Source organism: Embleya sp. NPDC059237, from assembly GCF_042754105.1.
Classification (GTDB): Bacteria; Actinomycetota; Actinomycetes; order Streptomycetales; family Streptomycetaceae; genus Embleya.
In genome coordinates, this window is sequence record NZ_JBHZAE010000027.1 from 23,829 (window position 1) to 44,375 (window position 20,547).

General features: G+C 69.0%; 14 protein-coding genes and 2 pseudogenes. 8 read left to right on the plus strand and 8 right to left on the minus strand.

What is annotated here, in order from left to right; genetic code table 11:
- Positions 1–189: 189 nt before the first annotated feature.
- The 3 genes from ACFXKZ_RS47850 to ACFXKZ_RS47860 all read right to left on the minus strand — a co-directional run bounded on the left by ACFXKZ_RS47850 (position 190) and on the right by ACFXKZ_RS47860 (position 4,685).
- Entirely contained in the window at positions 190–984 is a 795-nt protein-coding gene (locus ACFXKZ_RS47850; protein ID WP_380013162.1) for a DUF6193 family natural product biosynthesis protein, read from the minus strand.
- Between the two features lie 794 nt (positions 985–1,778).
- On the minus strand, positions 1,779–3,806 hold the full coding sequence (locus ACFXKZ_RS47855) for a putative bifunctional diguanylate cyclase/phosphodiesterase (RefSeq protein WP_380013164.1): 2,028 nt from the start codon (positions 3,804–3,806) through the stop codon (positions 1,779–1,781).
- A gap of 444 nt (positions 3,807–4,250) precedes the next feature.
- Positions 4,251–4,685, minus strand: a complete 435-nt coding sequence (locus ACFXKZ_RS47860; protein WP_380013167.1) for a hypothetical protein — start codon at positions 4,683–4,685, stop codon at positions 4,251–4,253.
- A 436-nt stretch (positions 4,686–5,121) separates the two neighbouring features.
- On the opposite strand from ACFXKZ_RS47860, the gene ACFXKZ_RS47865 reads away from it, so the two are divergent.
- Positions 5,122–5,391, plus strand: coding sequence for a hypothetical protein (locus tag ACFXKZ_RS47865; RefSeq protein WP_380013170.1), 270 nt, complete (start codon positions 5,122–5,124; stop codon positions 5,389–5,391).
- A 691-nt stretch (positions 5,392–6,082) separates the two neighbouring features.
- On the opposite strand, the pseudogene ACFXKZ_RS47870 reads toward ACFXKZ_RS47865, so the two are convergent.
- The 3 genes and pseudogenes from ACFXKZ_RS47870 to ltrA all read right to left on the minus strand — a co-directional run.
- Positions 6,083–6,352 (minus strand): annotated as a pseudogene (locus ACFXKZ_RS47870) (transposase); the annotation flags it as partial.
- A pseudogene (locus ACFXKZ_RS47875) lies at positions 6,307–6,987 on the minus strand (transposase); the annotation flags it as partial. The pseudogenes ACFXKZ_RS47870 and ACFXKZ_RS47875, both read right to left, overlap by 46 nt.
- 278 nt (positions 6,988–7,265) lie before the next feature.
- The gene (gene ltrA / locus ACFXKZ_RS47880; protein ID WP_380013173.1) at positions 7,266–8,855 is read right to left on the minus strand and encodes a group II intron reverse transcriptase/maturase; all 1,590 of its coding nucleotides are present in this window, start codon (positions 8,853–8,855) and stop codon (positions 7,266–7,268) included.
- A gap of 180 nt (positions 8,856–9,035) precedes the next feature.
- Here ltrA and ACFXKZ_RS47885 point away from each other — a divergent pair, with 180 nt between their 5' ends.
- Positions 9,036–9,671: a hypothetical protein gene (locus ACFXKZ_RS47885; protein ID WP_380013176.1), complete on the plus strand. Its 636-nt coding sequence runs from the start codon at positions 9,036–9,038 to the stop codon at positions 9,669–9,671.
- 1,061 nt (positions 9,672–10,732) lie between these two features.
- Here ACFXKZ_RS47885 and ACFXKZ_RS47890 read toward each other — a convergent pair.
- Positions 10,733–11,938: an IS110 family transposase gene (locus ACFXKZ_RS47890; RefSeq protein ID WP_380013179.1), complete on the minus strand. Its 1,206-nt coding sequence runs from the start codon at positions 11,936–11,938 to the stop codon at positions 10,733–10,735.
- A 209-nt stretch (positions 11,939–12,147) separates the two neighbouring features.
- On the opposite strand from ACFXKZ_RS47890, the gene ACFXKZ_RS47895 reads away from it, so the two are divergent.
- Together ACFXKZ_RS47895 and ACFXKZ_RS47900 are read left to right on the plus strand one after the other, a co-directional pair.
- The gene (locus ACFXKZ_RS47895) at positions 12,148–13,377 is read left to right on the plus strand and encodes an IS110 family transposase (RefSeq protein ID WP_380013182.1); all 1,230 of its coding nucleotides are present in this window, start codon (positions 12,148–12,150) and stop codon (positions 13,375–13,377) included.
- A gap of 135 nt (positions 13,378–13,512) precedes the next feature.
- Complete coding sequence (locus ACFXKZ_RS47900) at positions 13,513–14,334, plus strand: replication-relaxation family protein (RefSeq protein WP_380013185.1); 822 nt, start codon at positions 13,513–13,515, stop codon at positions 14,332–14,334.
- 519 nt (positions 14,335–14,853) lie between these two features.
- Here ACFXKZ_RS47900 and ACFXKZ_RS47905 read toward each other — a convergent pair.
- Positions 14,854–16,140, minus strand: coding sequence for a WD40 repeat domain-containing protein (locus ACFXKZ_RS47905; RefSeq protein WP_380013188.1), 1,287 nt, complete (start codon positions 16,138–16,140; stop codon positions 14,854–14,856).
- A 215-nt stretch (positions 16,141–16,355) separates the two neighbouring features.
- On the opposite strand from ACFXKZ_RS47905, the gene ACFXKZ_RS47910 reads away from it, so the two are divergent.
- The 4 genes from ACFXKZ_RS47910 (at position 16,356) to ACFXKZ_RS47925 (ending at position 20,436) form a co-directional block, all read left to right on the plus strand.
- The gene (locus ACFXKZ_RS47910) at positions 16,356–16,505 is read left to right on the plus strand and encodes a hypothetical protein (RefSeq protein ID WP_380013191.1); all 150 of its coding nucleotides are present in this window, start codon (positions 16,356–16,358) and stop codon (positions 16,503–16,505) included.
- 258 nt (positions 16,506–16,763) lie between these two features.
- The gene (locus ACFXKZ_RS47915; protein ID WP_380013194.1) at positions 16,764–17,441 is read left to right on the plus strand and encodes a hypothetical protein; all 678 of its coding nucleotides are present in this window, start codon (positions 16,764–16,766) and stop codon (positions 17,439–17,441) included.
- Between the two features lie 128 nt (positions 17,442–17,569).
- The gene (locus tag ACFXKZ_RS47920; protein ID WP_380013197.1) at positions 17,570–17,938 is read left to right on the plus strand and encodes a hypothetical protein; all 369 of its coding nucleotides are present in this window, start codon (positions 17,570–17,572) and stop codon (positions 17,936–17,938) included.
- A 116-nt stretch (positions 17,939–18,054) separates the two neighbouring features.
- Positions 18,055–20,436 (plus strand): tetratricopeptide repeat protein, encoded by a 2,382-nt coding sequence (locus tag ACFXKZ_RS47925; RefSeq protein WP_380013200.1) that lies wholly within the window; start codon positions 18,055–18,057, stop codon positions 20,434–20,436.
- Positions 20,437–20,547: the final 111 nt, after the last annotated feature.

The following is a 20,547-nucleotide window of genomic DNA, read 5'->3' on the forward strand; positions in this document are numbered from 1 at the left end:
CCTCCGGCCACGGCCCTACCCGCGGGCCCGCCTCGAGATGACGTCCCGCTTCCAGAGCAGGAGAACTCGACAGGAAACCGAGAGGCACAGCCGCAATCGCCGCGCCGGCGACACCGGTTCGACTCAACCGCGCCAGGCCCCCTCGACCGGACGTTCCATGCTTCCCTCGCCGAGGGCAGAGTGCAAACGTCATGGGACGGCGTCGTCGGGGAGGCTGTCCACGATCACCGCCACAGTCGCCGCCGCGCCGTCCATCTCCCGCACCCGGCCGTCGGAGAACCTCACCTCGAAGCGACCGTTGCCGAGCGGTCTGGTCCTGGGAAGGTCCACGCAGATGGGTGGCGCGGCCCGGCGGCTGAGGGTGAACCAGTACATGGACCGCCCAGGGGACAGTGCCCGCAGCCGCGGCTGGTCGAAGGCGGCCTCGACGAGATCCCGCCATTCGGTGCCCTGCCGGCGTTCGGCATTCGCTGCCGCACTCCGGCGCATCATCTCCCACCGTGCCGGCACGGCCTCGCCGCGCTCGTGGGCCTCGGCCAACTCCCAAGTCCTCAGGAAAGGCCACTGCGCGACGAGCTCGCGCAACCGCAAGCCCCGGGACCAGGCACGCATCGCGCCGGCAACCTCGGACAGGTCCCGCGAACTGCCCGAAGCCATGCGAACACCCCGGGCCCAACAGTCGACCAAGTAGCAGCGCACGCTCCTCGCCATCAGGACATTCACCGAGCGGCCGTCGGCTTCCACTTCCGCGCCCACGTAGCGCCAGCCCGGTGAGGACGCCGGTTCGATCGTGAGCGCAAGGCCCACGCGGTCAACCACCGTCTGGAGAGCATTCCGCAGCGATCCCGCCCCCACCACCTCGGGATAGAGCGCGACGTACGCGCGCAACGGATGCGCGGGATCGTTCGGGGCCACGTCCGGGAGCGACCCGTAATCGTGAAAGGGATCGGCGACTTCGGCCCGGGCTGGAAGCTGCTCGGTCATACGGTCGAGTCTGCCAGAACAACCTGCCTGACCAGCCCTCATGACTTCAACGACGGGCGCGGAAGCGTCGATTCGTCGAAGGACCCGACGGAGCGCGTCGGCACGACGTTCGTGTTCGCGAGCATCGACGTGATGGCGACTCCGTTGTACGGGGTGTGCGGGGGGCGCAACTCGCCGGACGGGCCTCCTTGGTCGAGTGCGGGGCGGTCCCCGCGCGGCTCGGCACACGCGAACCGTTCAAAGAGTTGATCGCCGGCGTGGGAGCCGCCCCCGACCCGAAGCGCACACCGCGTCGGGACACTCCCCCGCCTCGCACCCTCTATCTCCATCAGCGCACCGCAGGCCGGATCGGCAGCCTGGCCCGCCTCATCCGCCAAGCCGCGATCACCGCGATCCTCGACGGCACCGAACGCATCACCAAACCCAGCCTCGACCGGATCAGCATCAACCACCTCGCCAAGGCCCGGCGCTACCCCGGCACCACCGGCCCCCCGCATCCCGACAGTAGACACACTCTGGCCCTGCGAACCATGCAAAGCCCTGTGACCTGCACAAACACGGACCGGGACTTTAGACATACAGGCAATATGCAACACACCCGGGCTTTCTCAACGCAACCGCAATAATCCCAGGTCAGGCCCTCACAACCCTCGCCCGGACAGCCACAAAACGTTCTCACCCAACCCGCAACACCCAGCCCACACCATCACCACACACCAACCACCAACCACCAACCACCACTGCGAAACCACACCCAGCACTCGAGATCCGGATGAGAAGTGATAATTGAGGCGTCATGTCAACGATCCCATCATTGTTGCGATTCGTTCGGGTGGGCCGGGCTGGGAGAAGTACCAACCTTGCCCCGCGTCACATCCAATGCTCCGAAGTCGGTCCGCCTGGACCGACGTTTCGATGCCCTCGGCCGTCACAGTGAGCCCGATCGCATGTGCCAACTCGATCAACGAGACCACGAGTTGCCCGTCGCCTCGGTTTGGGGGATCGGGTTGGCGCAGGACTTCCACGAAGGAACCGGCGATCTTCAGTTCGCATACTGGGAGAGCACGCAGATAGGTAAGGTTCGAGTAGCCGGTGCCGAAGTTGTCGATCGCAATGCGGATGCCCATTGCCGCCAATTCGCGCAGGCGTTCCAGGGGGCCGCCGTCCATGGACATAATCTGGGACTCGGTGAGCTCGAACTGGAGGCGACCTGCGGGCAACGCGGTCTCCGCAAGCACCATTTCCACCTGGTGGATCAGATTGCCTTCGCTGCACTGTCGTTCGGACAGGTTCACGCTGATGAATGGCGCGCTCTTCGGATCCAGGTCCTGCCACCTTCGGGCCTCGCGGCAAGCTTCCTTCAGGACGTGCATGCCCAGCGGAACAATCAGGCCGGTCTCCTCGGCCAGGCCGATGAAATGGTCTGGACCGACCAAACCGTTGCGAGGGTGGCGCCAGCGCACCAAGGCCTCGGCGCCGAGCACAGCGCCGTCCGCGAGGGAGAACAGCGGTTGGTAGTCGACGTAGAATTCGCCGTGGTGCAGGGCTGCGGGCATCTCGGCGGACAACGTGTGCCTGGCCACCTTGCGTTCGTTACGGTCGGCGTCGAACACCGTCCAGCGACCACGGCCATCCGACTTCGCCCAGTCCAGGGTTATGTCGGCAGTGCGCAGGATTTCTTCGGGGAAGGCATCGGTGATCGAGCGTTCTACGACGCCTATGCTGGCGGTGACCGTCAGATCGTGGCCGCGGATGCGAAAAGGTTCTCGCAGGGCCGCGAGCACGCCCTCAGCCACGGCAATGACCTGGTCCGTGCCGGTCGTGTCCTCGACCAAGACGGCGAACTCGTCGCCCCCCATGCGTACAAACAAGTGCCCGGCCTGGGCCGCATATCGACTCAGCCGGCGCGCGGCCGCGATGAGCAGTTGGTCGCCCACATCGTGGCCAAGACTGTCGTTGACGGCCGTGATGCCGTCCAAGTCGATCTTGCATAGGCCGACGCGGGTGCTGGGGGTCGGGGCCTGGTGGGCCTGTGTCAACCGCTCGACGAGCAACGCCCGATTGGGTAGACCGGTAAGTTGGTCGTGAGTCGCCTCAAGGCGCAGGCGGGTGTGCAGCCGGTCGAGATCCTGCTCGACTTCCTCGATTTCGGCGATGCGTCGCTCTAGGGCTGCGCACCGGGCTTCGGCGTGAGCGCTCCTGGATTTGGCGCCTGAAAGCTCCTCCTGGAGTTGGGATATCTCGGCCAGCAGTCTTTGTCGTTCGCCGTCCAAACGGGTCCGATGCTCTTGATCCGCCAGCATCCGGGCTCGTTCCGTATCCGCTCCGATCCTCAACCGCTTCATCTGGTTTTCCAAATCGGTGATGCGTCGCTGCCGAGCGGCGAGGAGTTCGTTGAGCTCCTCCTCGCGGGCGCCAGCTTGGCGCGCGAGTTCGTCCGCCTCCCGCAACTGTTCCTCGAGCATCTGCAGTTGATGAAAGGGGCTTCCCGTGGCTTGGAGGGCGGACCGGTGCATTCGCCGAAGGTGTTCGAACACATCCGGGGAATAGGACTGTCCCCGGTGTTCGGCCACATCGTCGAGGAGGGTCGTCACGAATTCCCACTGCGGGATGCGAGTGCCGTTCAGGAAGCGGGACAGCGTAGCGGGGTCCATGTGGCGACGGGCACTGTAGCGCCGCACGGACAGTCCTCCGAACGCCTGGAACACGGTCCGCACAGCCTCTGCCCAGTCCCGAACCTCGTCCGGCAGGTCATCCTTGAGCGGCTTCAGCCACGTCGGGGTCCCTCGGCTCGGCAAAACCAGCTCGTCGTGTCGATCCACCCGTGGTGACCTTCCCCGTGTCCCGTGGAGGTGTTGCCGATCGAAAGGCAACATGTGCCGGCTTCCGCAACACCCTTCCGCTGCTTCACCGTTGAGATCGTTCCGCTCGACCGCACCAGGAGCCTATCCACGATGTCCGATCCACTTCACCCGTACACCCCACTTGCCGAACAGAGGGGCCGGAGGCTCTCCGCGATCGCCGCCACCGGCAGGATGACCCACCACACCGACCCACCCGGCGCCCAGCGGCCGCGTCCTGATCCTCGTCCCGCTCGGGGGCCAGAATCCGCGACTTGATCTCGTTGGCGATATGCGGCATGGCCTGCGCGGTCCGGGACGCTCCCTGGCGATCAGGACAGTTGGTCGCCAGGGTCGTGCGGACAGTAGCAGCTTCATGGTCGCCGTGTGCTCGCCGAAGAACGACAGGTGTTGGGGCGCGACCGTCTAAAACGGCGGTTCGTCAGATGGGATGCCGTAGCCGCCTTGGGCTTGGCGGGAGGTCGAAGTCGCCCACGGATCGTCCAGGCGGTGCACGCGTGCCGTGCGAGGAGGCTCGTCGACCGCCTCATTCCACAAGTCCCGGAGATACTGCCTGGAGCTGCGATCGTCGTCGTTGTTCCACTCCCCGCCCCACCGGGTCGCGTCCGGGTCGATCTTCGAAATGGCGCACAGGGCTTCGAACACGGCCTGGACCGAGGTCCACCTGCTCAGTGTCTCGCCCCTCAGGAGTCGCCGTGCCGTTTCCCGGCTCACGGCGCTCTTCTTCAGGGGCTGTTCGAGGTCTCTCAGGACCGGACGTCCAGCCGCGCGGTAGTAGTGATGCAGCTCCTCCACGAAGTTTCGGCGCTGTCCCGACGGCAGCTCGTCCGAGGTCGGCATCCGAAGCACTCTGGACATCACGCACCCTCAATCTTGGCTCACCTTGACACGCTTAACCTACTAATCATCTACCTTAGACCCGGCTATGACACACTCTTCCTCGCATAGCCACGACTGCGACACAGATGTGCCCCATCGGGCAAAAGCACTGTTTCGGCTGGTGGGAAGGGGTGCGGAGGTGCTTTGGTTGAGCCTGGCGCAGCGTTACGGTCCGGCTCCGAGACGTGGCCTCGATCGGGGGTCGTGCGTCAGTCGTCTGGGATGTGGCGGGAGCATTCGCCGCCACAAATTGACGTGGCGGTTCTCGGATAGCGTATTCGTCGACGGCAGTTGAGTCGGCGCCAAAGGCGACGGCTCCCTGCGGGAACAGGAAGCCGTCTGTGTTGAACCACCGTCCACCTGTTGAGTGAGGAGTACGGCAATCAGTACCGAGAATATGGGCAGCTCCGCCCAGGACGAAACGCCGGGGGGCCCCGGCGGGGTCGCGCGCGTCGGCTCGGCGATGTTGGGGGTCCTGGTCACCGGCGGAGGTGTCGCCGCCGCCGCGCAGGGCAACTACCTGCCCTTGTACGTCGCTTGCGGCGTGCTGCTGTTGATCGCGTTGATCGTGGTGAGCCCGGCGGTCTGGTCCCGCCAGCCCACCCGCCGTAAAGCGGCCCAGCAAACACTCGGCCTCCTGCTCGGGCGGAACACCCGGCCGAGTTGAACCCGGTCGTGGTCGCGCCCCTCTGCGTTGCGTCGGGGCGCGGCCACGTGGATCGGGTGTCGGACCGGTCGATGGCGTGGTGTGGCGCATCCACAGCAACGGTCCGACTTGACCGCCTGCACAGGAGACGGGCCCGGTCACGTACGGGGTGCCAGATTTCGGATGCGGCGAGGGCCTGGACGACCGTTCTTCCGATCGGTGTGGTGTGGTAGGTCACGACGGCGTTCTCGTGCCCGGGTGCGATGAGGCCTTTGCCCGTCAGGCCGCCCAAGAGGGCGTAGCAGGCGGGGTCCCAGGGGCCGTAGCGATAGCGGATCATGCTCTGTTCGATCGCTCCTGTCAGCCACGGGTCATCGCCTGGGTCGGCGTCGGGGCAACCCTCGGCCATCAAGTGGTCGAAGTGCTTGGGGTAGCGCAGGAGAAAGTCGAGTTTGGCGAGTTTCATCCGGCCTTCGATGTCCTGGGAGGCGGCCGTCTCGAAGAACGCGTCGATGAGGATGAGAAGCCTGGCCTGGGCATCGGCGGAGGGAGGCTGCTCGCCGGGATGGTCGAAGGGCGCTGGCGGGGGTGCCTCTACGTCTTTCGTCAAGTGTGGGCGGGTCATGCTGCGACCGGTTCGGCCGGTCGGGATTCGTAGAAGGTGCCGTCTCTGAGCATGGCGGTTGGCGGGCGAGGCGAAGGAGGGCCTGGTGTGGGTCTTGCCGCGAGCTCTGCATCGGTCGTAGTAGGTGCGGGAGGCCGGGTCGTGCAGGGCCGCGAACGCGGAGAGGAACATCGCCCGTTTCAGGAGCCGGTTGCCCGTCCTGGGGGCGTGCTCGCCGTGGATGGAGGTTCCGGAGGACTTCGTGGCCGGGGCGAGACCCGCGTAGGAGGCAAGGTAGGCGGCGGTCGGGAACGACGATCCGTCGCCGATGGTCACGAGGCGGGTGGCTGCGGTCCTGACGCCGATTCCGGGCATCGAGACATCCGATCGGTCCCGGCGAGATACTCGGCCCGAGTGTCGATGCGGCGCTGGCGGCTCGCCCTGCGCAGAAGGGACCGGAGCCGCGCTTTGCTCAGGGCGGCAGCTGCGGCAGGGGTGGGGGCTGCGGCCAGGACGGCGCGGGCGGCCGGGTGGGCCAGGCCCACGTTCTTGACCTGGAAGGCGGCCAAGGCGGCCGGGAAGAACTCGCGCAACAGGGACCGGAGTTGGTTGGCCAACTGCTGGCGGTTCCAGACGGCGTCCTGTTGAGCCCGGGCCAGGACGGCGATCGCCTGGACGAGTTCGGAATCGGCGGGCAGCGAACGGTGGTGGTCCGCGTCCGTGCGCAGGATGTTCGCCAAAGCGAGGGCGTCCGCGTAGTCCGACTTGGCCCGTGTCACCGACCGTCGCTCACGATAGCGGGCGACCACCATGGGATTGATGGCGTAGACGGGACGGCCTGCGGCTCGCAGGCAGGCCACCAGGAGGCCCCGGGAAGTCCCGATCGCAACGGGGATCGGGTCCGCGGGATCGTCCCCGGCCACGGCAAGAAGTTGCTGCAGGGTCTCCAGCCCGGCGAGGCCGTCGGTGATCCGTTGCTTGGCGACCAGGTCGCCGAGCTCGTCGATCAGGGCGACATCGTGGTGGGGTCGGCATGGAGCGCGGTTCCGGGATTGCTCCCGGCCCGTTTCTCCATGCCGCCCTCCCGAACCGGACGTGCGAGTTGGCCCCGCATCCGACTCTCCACAAGCCCCGTTGGGCCGTTGCTCTCCTCAGCTTGCGCCGGGCCACGCCCCGATGGAATCGTCGTCCCACGGGGTCGGTAACGTATGGTGACCACCGACCCGGGGCTGAACAAAACGACTTCTCCGTCGTGCGGCCACCACTTGCCGTCGCAGTGACGGCGACGCAGTTACTTCCACCCGGTGCCGAGATGTTTGCGCCTGAGCCACCCGAAGACCTGCCGCCAGACGATCATGCGGAGGTATTGGAAGGCCCGAGCGGACACCCCGGGGCGGAAGTAGGCGGTCCAGCCCCGCAGCACCTGGTTGAGCTTGTGCAACAGGACTGCCAGCGGCAGGCTGACGTTCATCCGGCAGATCGTCTTCGTCTTGGCCTTGACGGACCGAATGGCCTTCTTGGCCGGGTAGTTGCAGACGTACTGCCGGTCGGTTCCCCGCTTCCGGTGACGCTGGATGTGCCAACCGAGGAAGTCGAGGCCCTCGTCGATGTGCGTGATCAGCGTCTTCTCCGCCGACAGCCGCAGGCCGACGGTGGAGAGGACCTCCGCCACTTCCGGAAGCAGCGCCTCGATGTGTGCTCGGGTGCCCGACACCAGAATGACGAAGTCGTCCGCGTACCGGATCAACCGGTAGTTGGGCAGCCCCTTCCGGCGCCGGGTCCACCGTTGCTTCGTCGTGGACTGCGGCCCGCCCGAAACCTTGACGAAGTGCTCGTCCAGGGCCGAGAGAGCCACATTGCTCATCAATGGCGAAAGGATCCCGCCCTGTGGGGTGCCGGTGACAGTCTCCTTGGAGGTGCCAGACTCGGTGAGGATGCCCGCCTTCAAGAACGCCTTCACCAGCGCGAGCACATGCTTGTCTCCGATCCGAACCCGCACCCGGTCCATCAGGGCCGAGTGCGAGATCTCGTCGAAGCAGGCCGTGATGTCGCCCTCCAACACCCACTCGTACGTCTTGGATGCCAGAAATCGCGTCTCGGCCATCGCGTCATGCACACGCCGATTGGGGCGGAAGCCGTACGAGCACGGTGCAAAGTCCGCCTCGAAGATCGGCTCCAGCACCAGCTTCAAGGACGCTTGGACAACCCGGTCGGCCACGGACGGAATCCCGAGACGTCGCCGTTTGTGCGACCCCATCACGGTGGGGACATCGGTGCGTACGCCCGGGAGTTCCGGCAGGGCGGGGTCCTGGTAGGTGGCCGTGCCGAACGCCACCACGTACCTCCCGCCCTTGCGGTCGGGTTCGGGGGCGTTCACGGGCAGACGCCGAGTCCTGCCGCAGATGGCTGTTCCCGTGGCCGGATCGGTGAGGTGGTGGATCAGGTCGTGAACCTTCCAGCCGTTGTCCAGCCTTCGGTCCTCGATCCGTCGCCATCCGCCCGATACATCGAGCAGCGGACCCGGATCCTTGACGAGGGCCACGACGTCGTGCGCGTCGCTCAGGTTCGTCCACGTCGCCACGCTCCCGCGCCACGTGCCCCGTCTCCCCACAGGGGGCGGCCGCAGGCGATCGAAGACCAGGTTGGGGATCCCCAGCGGTGATCCGAGCGTGACGAACGCCGTGATCGGCCATTCCGGGTGCGCGCACAACGCCTCGTACGCGACGATCGATCCGAGCGAATGCCCCACCGACACGCGCGTGTCCGGGCCCACGGCGGTGCCGACACTCGCCAGGACTCGTTCACGCATCCCCGGTTCGTTGAGGTACCTGTTCACCTGCCGCAGGTTGCCGAGCAGGAAACGCTCCGCGACGCGAGTCATCGACCGTGCGCCGGACAGCGCCTCCAGCGCACTGAGCCATCACGGGAACGGGTGCTATGGAAGAGCACCGCGCCCGTCCGGCGCACACTGGTTGGGACCGCCGAGCCATGCCGGCGCGTCTCGCACGGATCGATCGAACACCCCAACTACGAAGCCGTGCACGGAGTTTGATTGAATCCGGTGGCCGAGGACGCGTCGTTCGCGTGGGGCACCGACAACGGAGACGATGTGTTCGCACGAAGCACTCTCACGCTCGCTCTGGGCATCGCGGTATCCACGGGATTCACGTCGGGTTGCTCAAGTAGCGGGGACCTGGAGTCGGTGACGAAAGCGTCCGCCTCGCCTGCGGCCTCGAGGTCCTCGCAGGTCATCGGGCCGGTGACCAAAACCGATGTGTGCAGGGCACTCACCTTTGAGCAGCAGACGCGACTGGGGGTCATGCGTCGTGAGCCTTTCGAGTCGACCGGTCAGGTGTCGTGCTACTACCTGACGACGCTCGAGGGAGCGTCGAACTCCGGTTACGTGGTGAGCCTTTTCAGTGATCGCGCGGCGTTGGTAAAGAATGTCGACGGCACCGGAGTTCTACCGGCTCATCCCGAACCCCTCCTGCTCGACGGGCGTGCGGCGGTGCGTCAGATGAGCTACGGCGACCAATGGCAGGCGACACTGGTGGTGGATCTGGGCGACGGACGGTTCCTGATGTCGCGCCATTACACCGTGAAGCACGCGGTCCCCGCCGAGGATCTGAGCACGCGAGTCACGGAAATCAACGCCATGGTCCAAACCAACCTCCGCAGCCTCGGAACACCCGCCTGAGAAACGGGCCACCGGTACCGGCCGCGCAACACGTCCGCCACCGACGGTTAGGCCCGGTCACGACGCCATCCGGGGTGGCATACAGGGGCGCCGGCCTGCGGCGATGCACGCCGTGGGGAAGCCGATCTCAATCGGCGCCCCGAACGGCGGGGCCGACGGCGGAGCGAACGGCACCGATTCCAGGTCCCGGCGGCCCAGTGCGGCGCGGTCGCGCGTGCCGGTCCTCACGGCGGCGGCACGGCCGGCGCAACACCGCGTCCCGTCCGGCCCGGATCGACGGCGCCGGGAACAGGCACTTCGCGCGCTCACGATCCCGCGCAACGGGGCCGCTTTCAAAAATCCACCCCCGAATGATGCGGCCCGGCCGGGGCAGAGGGGCGGGTCGGAGCGGGGCTCGGGGCCGGGTGCACGAAGGTGGCACGCGAGCGGCACAAGGGTGGCATGGAGGTGGCACGGCCCGGTGGTAGGGGCCGGCGTCCCGTCCATCCGGTCAAGGGGTGACGTGGCGACCCCTTGTCCGCTACGGGGTGTGTCCGGTCGACCCCTAATAGGTGGCTAGCGGGCCCAACATTGGATGGGGTGGGTCGGACTTCACGAGGCCACTCATGCGGTCCGCACCGGTGAACGGCGGGCGCCGGCAGGACTCCCGAAGACCCCTGCGGCCCCCAGAGGCCTGGGTTCAAGAGCGCGAGCCCTTGCGCACACGCCGGACGCCAGTGCCGTCAGGCCGCCCGCCGTCGTCGGATCGGACCCCTCAAGACCCCTACGGCCCACGAGGTCCTGGTCCAGGCAACGGGCCCCCGGCGTTCGGCAGGCGGCCGCGCATCTCTTGCCCCGCCTCTTCGTTGGCCAGTCGGGACGCGAGCACACCACACGGCGACCTTTTTCTTCCTCCCACGAGCCCGCGAGCTCTGAGAGAGACCGAGGCCCGTGCGGCGCGCCGGCGCCGCGAACGGCTGGTGAGATGACGGACCGAAGAGTCCTGCTATTAGGTCGCCGCGCGGCCCACACGTGCTCGCCACCAGCGCGAACACCCCTCGGAAGGAATCTCAATGATGACGTCAAGCCGTCTGCGTGACCGGTGGGGCGGAGGTGAACAGCCTCTTGTCTCGCAGCATCGCCCAGAGCACGTCGATCCGGCGGCGGGCGAGCGCCAGCAGCGCCTGGGTGTGCAGCAGCCCTTCACCGCGCTTCTTGAGGTAGTAGTCGCGGGACGGGCCGGGCCGCATCATGGCGGTCTGCGCGGCCATGTAGAAAATGTGCCGCAGGCGCCGGTGGTAGCGCTTGGGCCGGTGGTGGTTGCCGGTGCGGCGGCCGGAGTCCCGGGCGACCGGTGCCAGGCCGGCGTGGGAGGCGAGGCGGCCCGCGTCGCGGTAGCCGGACAGGTCCCCGACGATGGCGATGAACTCGGCGCCGAGGATGGGGCCCATACCGGGCATGGACTCGATGATCTCGGCCCGCTCGTCGGTGCGGAAGGTCTCACGGATCTCCCGGTCGTTGTCCTTGATCCGCTCGTCCAGCGCCAGCAGTTGGTGGGCGAGGTCGCAGACGAGCTTCGCCGCCCGCTTCTCACCGGGCAGGGCGATCTGCTGGGCCCGGGCCGCCTCGACGGCCTTGGCCGCGACATCGGTGGCGCCACGGACCTTGCGGCGTTCCAGCCAGGTCGTCGGACGCTTGACTCCGATCCGCCGCAGGGCGGCGGGGGTCCGGTACTCGGTCAGCATGACGACCGGGCCCTTGGCCGCGGAATAATCGAAAGCCCGCTCCAGGGCAGGGCAGATGCCAACCAGCAGGTCGCGGAGCCGGTTGATCAGCCGGACTCGGTCCGCGATCAGGTCGGCCCGGTGGTTCGTCAGGACCCGCAGCGTGGAGACGAGATCCGGCGGCGTGTCCAGCGAGGCGAAGCCCTTGGGGCGCATGCGGGCCTGGTCGGCGATGACGCGGGCGTCCTTGGCCTCGGTCTTGCTCTCGCCCTGGTAGGCGCCGGACATGCGGTTGACCGTCCGGCCGGGCACGTAGACCACGTGCCGGCCGTGCGCAATCAGCAGGGCCAGCAGCAGAGTCGAGGCCCGGCCGGCGATGTCCACCGCCCATCGGATGTCCCCGGCCTTCCCCCGGGCGGTCTCGATCAGGGTGAGGATCTGCGACTCGTCATTGATCACCTTCGTCGAGAACAAGATCTCGCCGTCAGGGTCGATCGCCACCGCCCAGTGGTGCCCCTTGCCGGCGTCGATGCCAACCCAAATCCGCTCGTGAGACGCGCTCAAGCCCGTCGCTCCGTTCCACCGTGACCAGCACTTCGTGGCCCGTGGAACACTCCGCCGACGGGTCCCTAACCAACGATGACCGCAGTTCTCAATCAGTGGTCGGAGCGTCCCGGAGGACCGGGCGGCCATTCCTTCGGAGCCATCAACGGCAAGCCGCAATCAGCCACACCCGGTCCTCCCGGACCGCCTCACATTCTTAGGGAGCCGAAATGACCGTGTTCTGCGGCGTCGACTGGGCCGAAAAGCACCATGACATAGCGATCGTCGACGACACCGGCGAGCTGCTCGCCAAGGCCCGCATCACCGATGACGTGGCCGGCTACCGGCAGCTGCTCGAGTTGCTCGCCGAAAACGGCGACACCGCCGAGGCGCCCATCCCGGTCGCAATCGAGACCAGCCGCGGCCTCCTGGTGGCCGTCCTGCGGGCCACCCGGCGCGACGTCTATGCCATCAACCCGCTCGCTGCGTCCCGCTACCGGGATCGGCACGGCGTCTCGAAGAAGAAGTCCGATCCCGGCGACGCAATGGTCCTCGCGCACATTCTGCGCACCGATCTGCCCATGCACCGGCCGCTGCCCGCCGACAGCGAACTCGCCCAGGCTGTCGCGGTACTCGCCCGAGCGCAGCAGGACGCCGTCTGGAACCGCGTTCAGATCGCCCATCAGCTGCGCTCGCTGCTGCGCGAGTACTACCCGGCCGCGCTGGACGCCTTCATCAAGCGCAAGGAGGGCCTCATCCACCCCGAGGCGCGGTCCGTCCTCGCCATCGCTCCGACGCCGACGACCGCCGCGAAGCTCCCCGCAGGCCGCGTCCAGGCCGCACTCAAACGCGCAGGCCGCGAGCGCTGCATCGAACGCGAAGCCGAGCGGCTGCGCAACGTCTTCCGGGGCGACTACGCCCACCAACCGCCGCTGGTCGAGGAGGCCATGGGCAAGCAGATGCTCGCGCTGCTGCGGCAGCTGAACGCCGTCTGCATCGCGGCGGACGAGCTCGCCGAAGCCGCCGCCGAGTCCTTTCGCCGGCACCCGGACGCCGAGATCATCCTCAGCTTTCCCGGCATCGCCGTCCAGCTCGGCGCCCGGGTGCTCGGCGAACTCGGCGACGACCGGACCCGGTTCACCGACGCCCGCGGCCTGAAGGCCTACGCCGGCGCCGCACCCATCACCAGGGCGTCCGGAAAGAAGCGCCACGTCGGCCGCCGACGCGTGATGAACCGCCGACTCAACAACGTCGGCTTCCTCTGGGCCTTCTGCGCCCTCCGGGCCTCACCCGGAGCAGATGCCCACTACCGCCGACGACGCGAGCACGGCGACTGGCATGCCTCCGCAGTACGGAACCTCTTCAACCGCATGCTCGGCCAACTCCACCACTGCCTCCAACACCGCATCCGTTTCAACGAGCAAGTCGCCTTCCCCCCGCCTCTGGCGCCCATCACTTGACGACTTAGCCACGTGAGATGTCTTGACCTGTGTCCGTGGGATCGGGGCAAATTTGGGCGAACAGACGCCGGACAAGGGGGGTGCGCGCAGGATGCCGGCGTGCGCGGGAGGGGCCCGCGCGGCTGGAGGCCGACCGTGGAATTCGAGTTCGAGGACGATCCGTTGCGGGCGCGGGTGCCGGCGATGCCGGGCGCGGTCCGGGTCGCGGATACCTCGCAGCTGCATCTCGCGCTGACGCCGCATCTGACGTCGCCGGCGTATGTGCGGCGGGTGGTGATGCAGCTGCTCGACGCCGGCCTGGTGGGCCGGGTGCCTCGCGGGCGGACCTGGGTGTGGCACCTGACCCAGACGGGCCGGCGCGCCCTGGTCGAGGCCGGGGCACCCGAACGCCGGCGCGCCGCCACCGGCGAGGCGGCGCTGCGCAGCGGACTGGCCGCGCACGCGCTCACGGTGACGGCGACCGCGATCGAGTTCGCCCGGCACGGGTGGAGCGAGATCACGGACTGGGCGGTGGAGGTCGCGCACCCGATCGAGGGCGGGCGGGTCACCACCGACGCGGTGTTGACGCTGGAGCACCGGTGGTTGTGGGTGGAGGTCGATCGGAGGTCGATGGCGGAGTGGCGCCTGATACGGAAGGTCGCCGCGTACGGCCGGTACGCCACCCACCGCGTGCACGTCGGACCGCGCCGGCTCCAGGGATCGACCCGGCCCGCGTGGCAGGCCGCGTACCCGGGGCCGCGGTGCCCCTCGGTCCTGGTCGTCCTCGCCGGCGCCGGTCGGCCCGTACTCGACCGGCGCAGCGACCGGGTGATGAAGGCCGCGCTGAAGGTGCTGGCAGTGCGCGACGGGGCGTTGATCGTCAACATCTGCCGCCTCGGCGCGCTGCGCGAACACGGGCCCGACGCGACGATCTGGGCGAATTCCGCCGGCATCCTGCGCCGGGGCGCCGACCGGTAGCCGCAGGGGTGGGGCATGGGGTGCGGTCGGCGGTGCGTTCGAGGGTGAAACGTGCTCGAGCGAGGCTGGCCGTATCGTGCCTGGTCAGGGACCCTGGTCAAGGGGTAATCGAGACGCCGATATCTCTCCCTGGTGTCTACCCGCACCGGGAGAGACACCCTCCCCTCCCTTCTCCATCCTCCATCCTGGCGGCCCCGGCCGGACGCGTGCGCGGCACGGAGGACCAGGAGCAGCGGCGCGCCGGAGCCTTGCGGTGCCGCGTGCGGGTCGAGTCGGCCACGGTCCGCAGCCGTTCGTAACGCCCACGAAGGCCGGCGGGTGTTACCCGGCGGGTAACACCCGCGTTACCCGCGCAGGCCGACGCGTTACCGGGTCGCGTCCCGGTCCGGCCCGGCTGCTCGGCGTTTGCGCCGGAAACGTTCCTTTTGTCAGGCGTCAACATTTGTCGGGCGACGCGTTCGGTGACGAACACTGTGGAGGCAGCGTGGGACCGAGTCGGGTATCGGCGGCGGGGAGCGGTCATGTCCTCGGGTGCAGGGTGTGGACGCGGATGCCGACGGCCTCGGCGACGGCGAAGCGGGTGCCGTCGGGGGCGAAGGCGAAGCGCAGGATGGTGTCCGGGTCGTGGGCCAGGCGGTCGGCGAGCGGGCGGCCGGTGGTCGGGTCCCACAGGCGCACGCCGCCGTGGACGCTGCTGGTCGCCAGGAGTGTGCCGTCGGGGGAGAAACGCATGAGCCGGACGTCGCCGGTGTGGCCGTCGAGCGGGCGGCCATGCCGGTCGCGCAGGCTGTAGGGGTCGAACAGGTGCACGGCGCCGCCCGAGGCCACGGCGAGCGTCGTTGCGTCCGGGGACAGTTCCACCGCCTCGACCCGGCCGGGGACCCGGAAGGGTTTGCCGACCACGCGCAGGGAGGTCGGGTCCCACAGGTCCACGCCGGAGACCTCCGAGACGGTCACGATCAGGTCGCCGTCCGGCGCCACGATCACGTGTGAGATCTGCTCCGGCCGCGACGACGGATAGCTGTTGTGTGGATTCGGCACACCGTGTGCGTACGGGCTCCGGGCGTCCCCGAGGGCGTGCCCGCGGTACACGAACAGGGTGCTGCCGATCGCGAACGCCCGACACGTCCGGTCCGACGAGTACGCGATCGGGGTGAGCGTGTCGCCGGGCTGCACGATCGCGGTGCAGGTGATCGTCTCGTAGTCCCGCTCGTCGACCCAGGGGCTGCGGATCTCCACCTTCCCGTTCCCGTCGGGCAACGTCACCCACACGGCGATGGAACCGTCACGGTCGACCTGGACGTACCCGCGCTCGCCGACCTGGCGCTGCGCCGCTGCGCGCCGGTCGGTCCAGGAGGTGTCCGGGAGTCGGTCGCCGGTCTCCAGGTCCGCCACGGCCTCCTCCCCCGTCGCCGTGCCGACGTAGACACGCAAGGGGTCCCGCCCGAAGATCGCGATCCACGCCGGGGGGCCGGCGAAGCCCGCGAGCAGGTGGCTTCCTCCCAGCCGGCCGCCGTGGCGCGGCTCGTCGGCACGGCGGGCGTTGCGGGCCTGGGCGGCGCGGGTGCGTGCCTGTTGCCAGAGCCGGGCCCGCTCCGGCGGGACCCGGCACGCGGACAGCAGTTCGTCCAACGGGCCGGCCTGGGGGATCGCGCCGGCCCGCCAGTTCGCGATGCTGTTCTCCGCGATGCCCGCGGCCCTCGCCAACGCGGCCGCCGACCCCGCCCGCCGCACCGCCCGGTCCAGCAGCGCCCCCAACGCCGCGGTGAAATCCTCCGGCGTACCCACGTCCTCCAGGTCCTCCACAGCGCGCCCCTCCCCCGATGTTGCGCCGCACCTTGCGCCCCAACCCGCTTCCTGAGCCTAGAACCGCACCCGCGCCCCCACCTGCGAATCCCCCAACCTGCCCGGGTGTGGCGCGACTTCGCGCAGGATGCACGGACCTGCGGCGGCGCCCGCCTATCAAGGAAAGACCGGAGGCACCCGCCACCGGAAACGCCATCCGCACCCCGGGGGACGCCATGACCTTCATCCGACTCCTCCTCGAACAGGCCACCGTCGGCCTCGCGGCCGGCCTGCCCTCCGCACTCGCCGCCGCCTTCGCCCCCTCGGCCCTCCGCCGCCTCCGCAACCGCCGACACACCCGCCGCGAAAGCGACGAGGACGAGTGACCCGCCGCAGGTGACAAACCGGCCTCGACACGCCCGGACCAACGACAGACAGCAATCCACGTCGGGGTCCGCCCGATCGCCTCGGAGAAGTCACGATGATCGGTCGGCCCGCAGTCACCGGTTGCCGCCCACCAACCCATGATGTACCTGGTTCGCGCGGCGCTGCCTGCGCAGCGACCACCCGCTGCTGGAGCTGCGGCTCTTCGGGAACCGGCAGTTCTCCGCCGGCATCATCGCCGTGCTCGCACGACGTTCTCCATGGTCGCCGCCCTGCTGCTGGTCGCCCAGTGGCTCCAGATCGTGAAGGGCGTCAGCCCGATCGAGTCGGGAATCCGGCTGATGCCGATCGCGATCGCCGGTTCCGTCTCCGCGCTCGCCGCCCCACATCTCAGCCGCCTGGTCGGCTCCCGCGCGGTCCCGGCCGGGGGACTCGCGCTCGCTGGCGTCGGCATGCTCTATCCGCGGCTCGTGGGCGACGATCCGAGCGTCGCGCACATGAACGTCGCCCTGTGTCTCGTCGGCGCGGGCACGGGAGCCCTCGCCATCGGCTCAGTCATGATCATGGGCGGCGCCCCGACGGAGAAGGCGGGCAACGCCGGCGCGCTGGAGGAGACCGCCTACGAGTTCGGCGGCACCCTCGGCGTCACGGTCCTCGGCAGCATCTCGGCCCTCATCTTCCGCTCGCAGTTCACCGACGGCGCGCAGTTCGACGCCCTGCACCAGGCGGACCCCGACCTCGCCGACCAGGCGAAGGAGTCCCTCGGCACGGCCGTCACCATCGCCGACAAGGCGCGCATGCCCGACCTCGCCACGCACGCGACCGACGCCTTCACCCAGACCGCGGGACTCATCGGCGGCGGCCTCATGCTCGCCGTGGCGGCCGTCGTGTTCCTCCTGACCTCCAAGGGCACCGAGGTCTCGAACACCACGCACTGACCCGGTTGTGGTACTTCACGACCTGCAAGGTCGGCAGGTGAGCTTCGATCTCATCCAGGCCTTACCGTACGCCGAATCGTTTGCGGATTGGCTGCACTTGATCATGCTCGTCGTCGGACGATGGGGTCGTGACGGGTTGGCGGAAGGTGTGTCTGGTGGCCGTGGCGGTCGTGGGTGTGGCGGCGGCGGTGGGGTTGGTCGTGCTGGTGATGATCGCCGACCTCGAGACGGCGGCCGCGGCGGGCGGCGTGGTGGGGGCGGTGACGGGTCTCGCATCGGCGGGCCTGTCGGTGTGGGCGCTGCTCGGCTCCGCCTCGACAACGGTGTTCGCGTCGGGCGGCTCCAACGCGGCGGGCCGGGATATGCATAATCCCCGGGCCCGGGCCACCGGTCCCGGTTCCGGGCCGCCGACGGCTCCGGGCCCGGGCGTTTCGGCGTCGGGAGGGTCGAACGCGGCCGGTCGGGACATGAACGACCCGACCGCGCAGGGCCAATGACTCCTTGGCGCCGCAGAAAGCGGCCCGCCGGAACCGGCCCCGCAACCGCAGGCGCGGAGCCGGGCGTCTCGGCGACCGTCGGGTCCAACGCCGCCGGGCGCGACCAGTACAACCCGGTGGCTATCCATGCCGAGGTCGCTCTTCCGGCCGAGGCGTACGCGCCCATCCCTGACGACGCCGCGGCATCCGGGGTGTCGAACATCCCGACCACGACGCTGTTCGTCGGCCGCGGCGATGACCTGGCACGGCTGGACGCGGCGTTCGCCGACACCGGCGAGGTGGTGGTGCACGCGGTGCACGGCCTCGGCGGCGTCGGCAAGTCCGCACTCGCCGCGCACTGGACCGCCCGACGGCCCGAGGCGGTGCGCTGGTGGATCACCGCCGACACCACCGCCGCAATCGACGCGGGCATCGCGGCGCTGGCACGGGTCCTGCAACCCGGACTCGCAGCCCTGCCGGTCGAGTTGCAGACCGAACGCGCCATCTCCTGGCTCGCCACCCATGCCGGATGGCTCGTGGTCCTGGACAACGTCGAGGATCCCACCCGCATCCGTCCCCTCCTCGACCGGACCCCCGGCGGCCGCGTCCTGATCACCACCCGGCGCGCCTCCGGTTGGCACCACCACGCCACCACTCTGCGCCTGGACGTCCTCGAACCCGTCGACGCCGTCGACCTGTTCACCCGCATCCTCACCCACCACGGCCCCCGCGAGAGCGACGGCGCCGAAGCGGTCTGCGCGGAACTGGGACACCTGGCTCTGGCGGTGGAACAGGCCGCCGCGTACTGCGCCGAGACCGGCACCACTCCGATCGCCTATCTCGACATGCTCGCGCGATGGCCCGCGACGATGTTCGCCGCTGCCACCGTCGGCGCCGACTCCGCGCGTACCGTCGCCCGGATCTGGCGTGTCACCCTGGACCACCTCGCCCACACCCCGCCGGCCGGGGACATCCTGCGGATCCTGGCCTGGTACGCCCCCGACCGTATCCCGCGCAATCTCCTCGACACCGTCGCCGAACCCCCCGAACTCGCCACCGCCATCGGCCGGCTCGTCGCCTACAACATGATCACCGACAACCACGACGGCACCCTCACCGTCCACCGTCTCGTCCAGACCCTCGCCCGCACCACCGACGAGAGCGACCCCCACCGCCGACCCACAGATGTCGAGCGTGGTCGCGAGCAGGCCACCGCCCGCCTAGCCGACACGTTCCCCCGGGAGGTCGACCGGCCCACCAACTGGTCCCGATGCCGGGACCTCCTGCCCCACGTCGACGCACTCACCGGCCGACACGAGCCCGACCAGGACACCGCCGCCACCGCTCACATTCTCGACCGCGCGGCCGCCTACCGGGAGAACCAAGGCGCGCTGGCGCCCGCCATCGAGGCATTCCGGCGTGCACTCACCACCGCGGTGCGGGTGCTGGGCGCGGACCACCCCGACACCCTGAACTCCCGCAACAACCTCGCGGGCGCCTACCGGGCGGCGGGCGATGTGGACCGGGCCATCGAGCTGTACGAACGCACCCTCGAGGACTCGGTGCGGGTACTGGGCCAGGACCACCCCCACACGTTGATCTCCCGCAGCAACCTCGCGTACGCCTATCGGGAGGCCGGTCACGTGGGCCGGGCCATCGAGCTGTACGAACGCACGCTCGAAGACCGGGAGCGGGTGCTGGGCCGCGACCACCCCGACACCCTGGCCTCCCGCAGCCACGTCGCGGGCGCCTATCGGGAGGCCGGTGACGTGCGCCGAGCGATCGAGCTGTACGAACGCACCCTCGAAAACCGGGAGCGGGTGCTGGGCGCGGACCACCCCGACACCCTGAACTCCCGCAACAACCTCGCGTACGCCTACCGGGAGGCCGGTCACGTGGGCCGGGCCATCGAGCTGTACGAACGCACCCTCGAAGACCGGGAGCGGGTACTGGGCCAGAACCACCCGAACACCCTGACCTCCCGCAGCAATCTCGCGGGCGCCTACGAGTCCGCGGGCGACGTGGGTCGAGCCCTCGAACTGTTCCGACGCACCCTCGAAGACTCGGTGCGGGTACTGGGCGAGGACCACCCCGACACCCTCGCCTGCCGCAACAACCTCGCGTATGTCTACGAGTCCGCAGGCGACGCTGGTCGAGCCGTCGAACTGTTCGAACGCACCCTCGCCGACCGGGAGCGGGTGCTGGGCGAGGACCACCCCGACACCCTGGCCTCCCGCAACAACCTCGCCTACACCTACGCGTCCGCGGGCGACGTGGGCCGCGCCGCCGAACTGTACGAACGCACCCTCGAAGACTGCAAGCGGGTGCTGGGCGAGGACCACCCCGACACCCTGGCCTCCCGCAACAACCTCGCCCACGCCTACGCGTCCGCGGGCGACGTGGGCCGCGCCGCCGAACTGTACGAACGCACCCTCGAAGACTGCAAGCGGGTACTCAGCCCGGGCCATCCGATGATCGCGACCGTACAAGGCAACCTCGACCGGGCGCGAGATGCATGAGCCGCAACGAGTGCCGTTCCAAACGATCGATGCCATCGACGTATGGAACGCCGGCCCGTTAAGCGTTCCGGCCGCTCGCCCCAGGGGACGTGGCCACCCGGCCGAACGTCC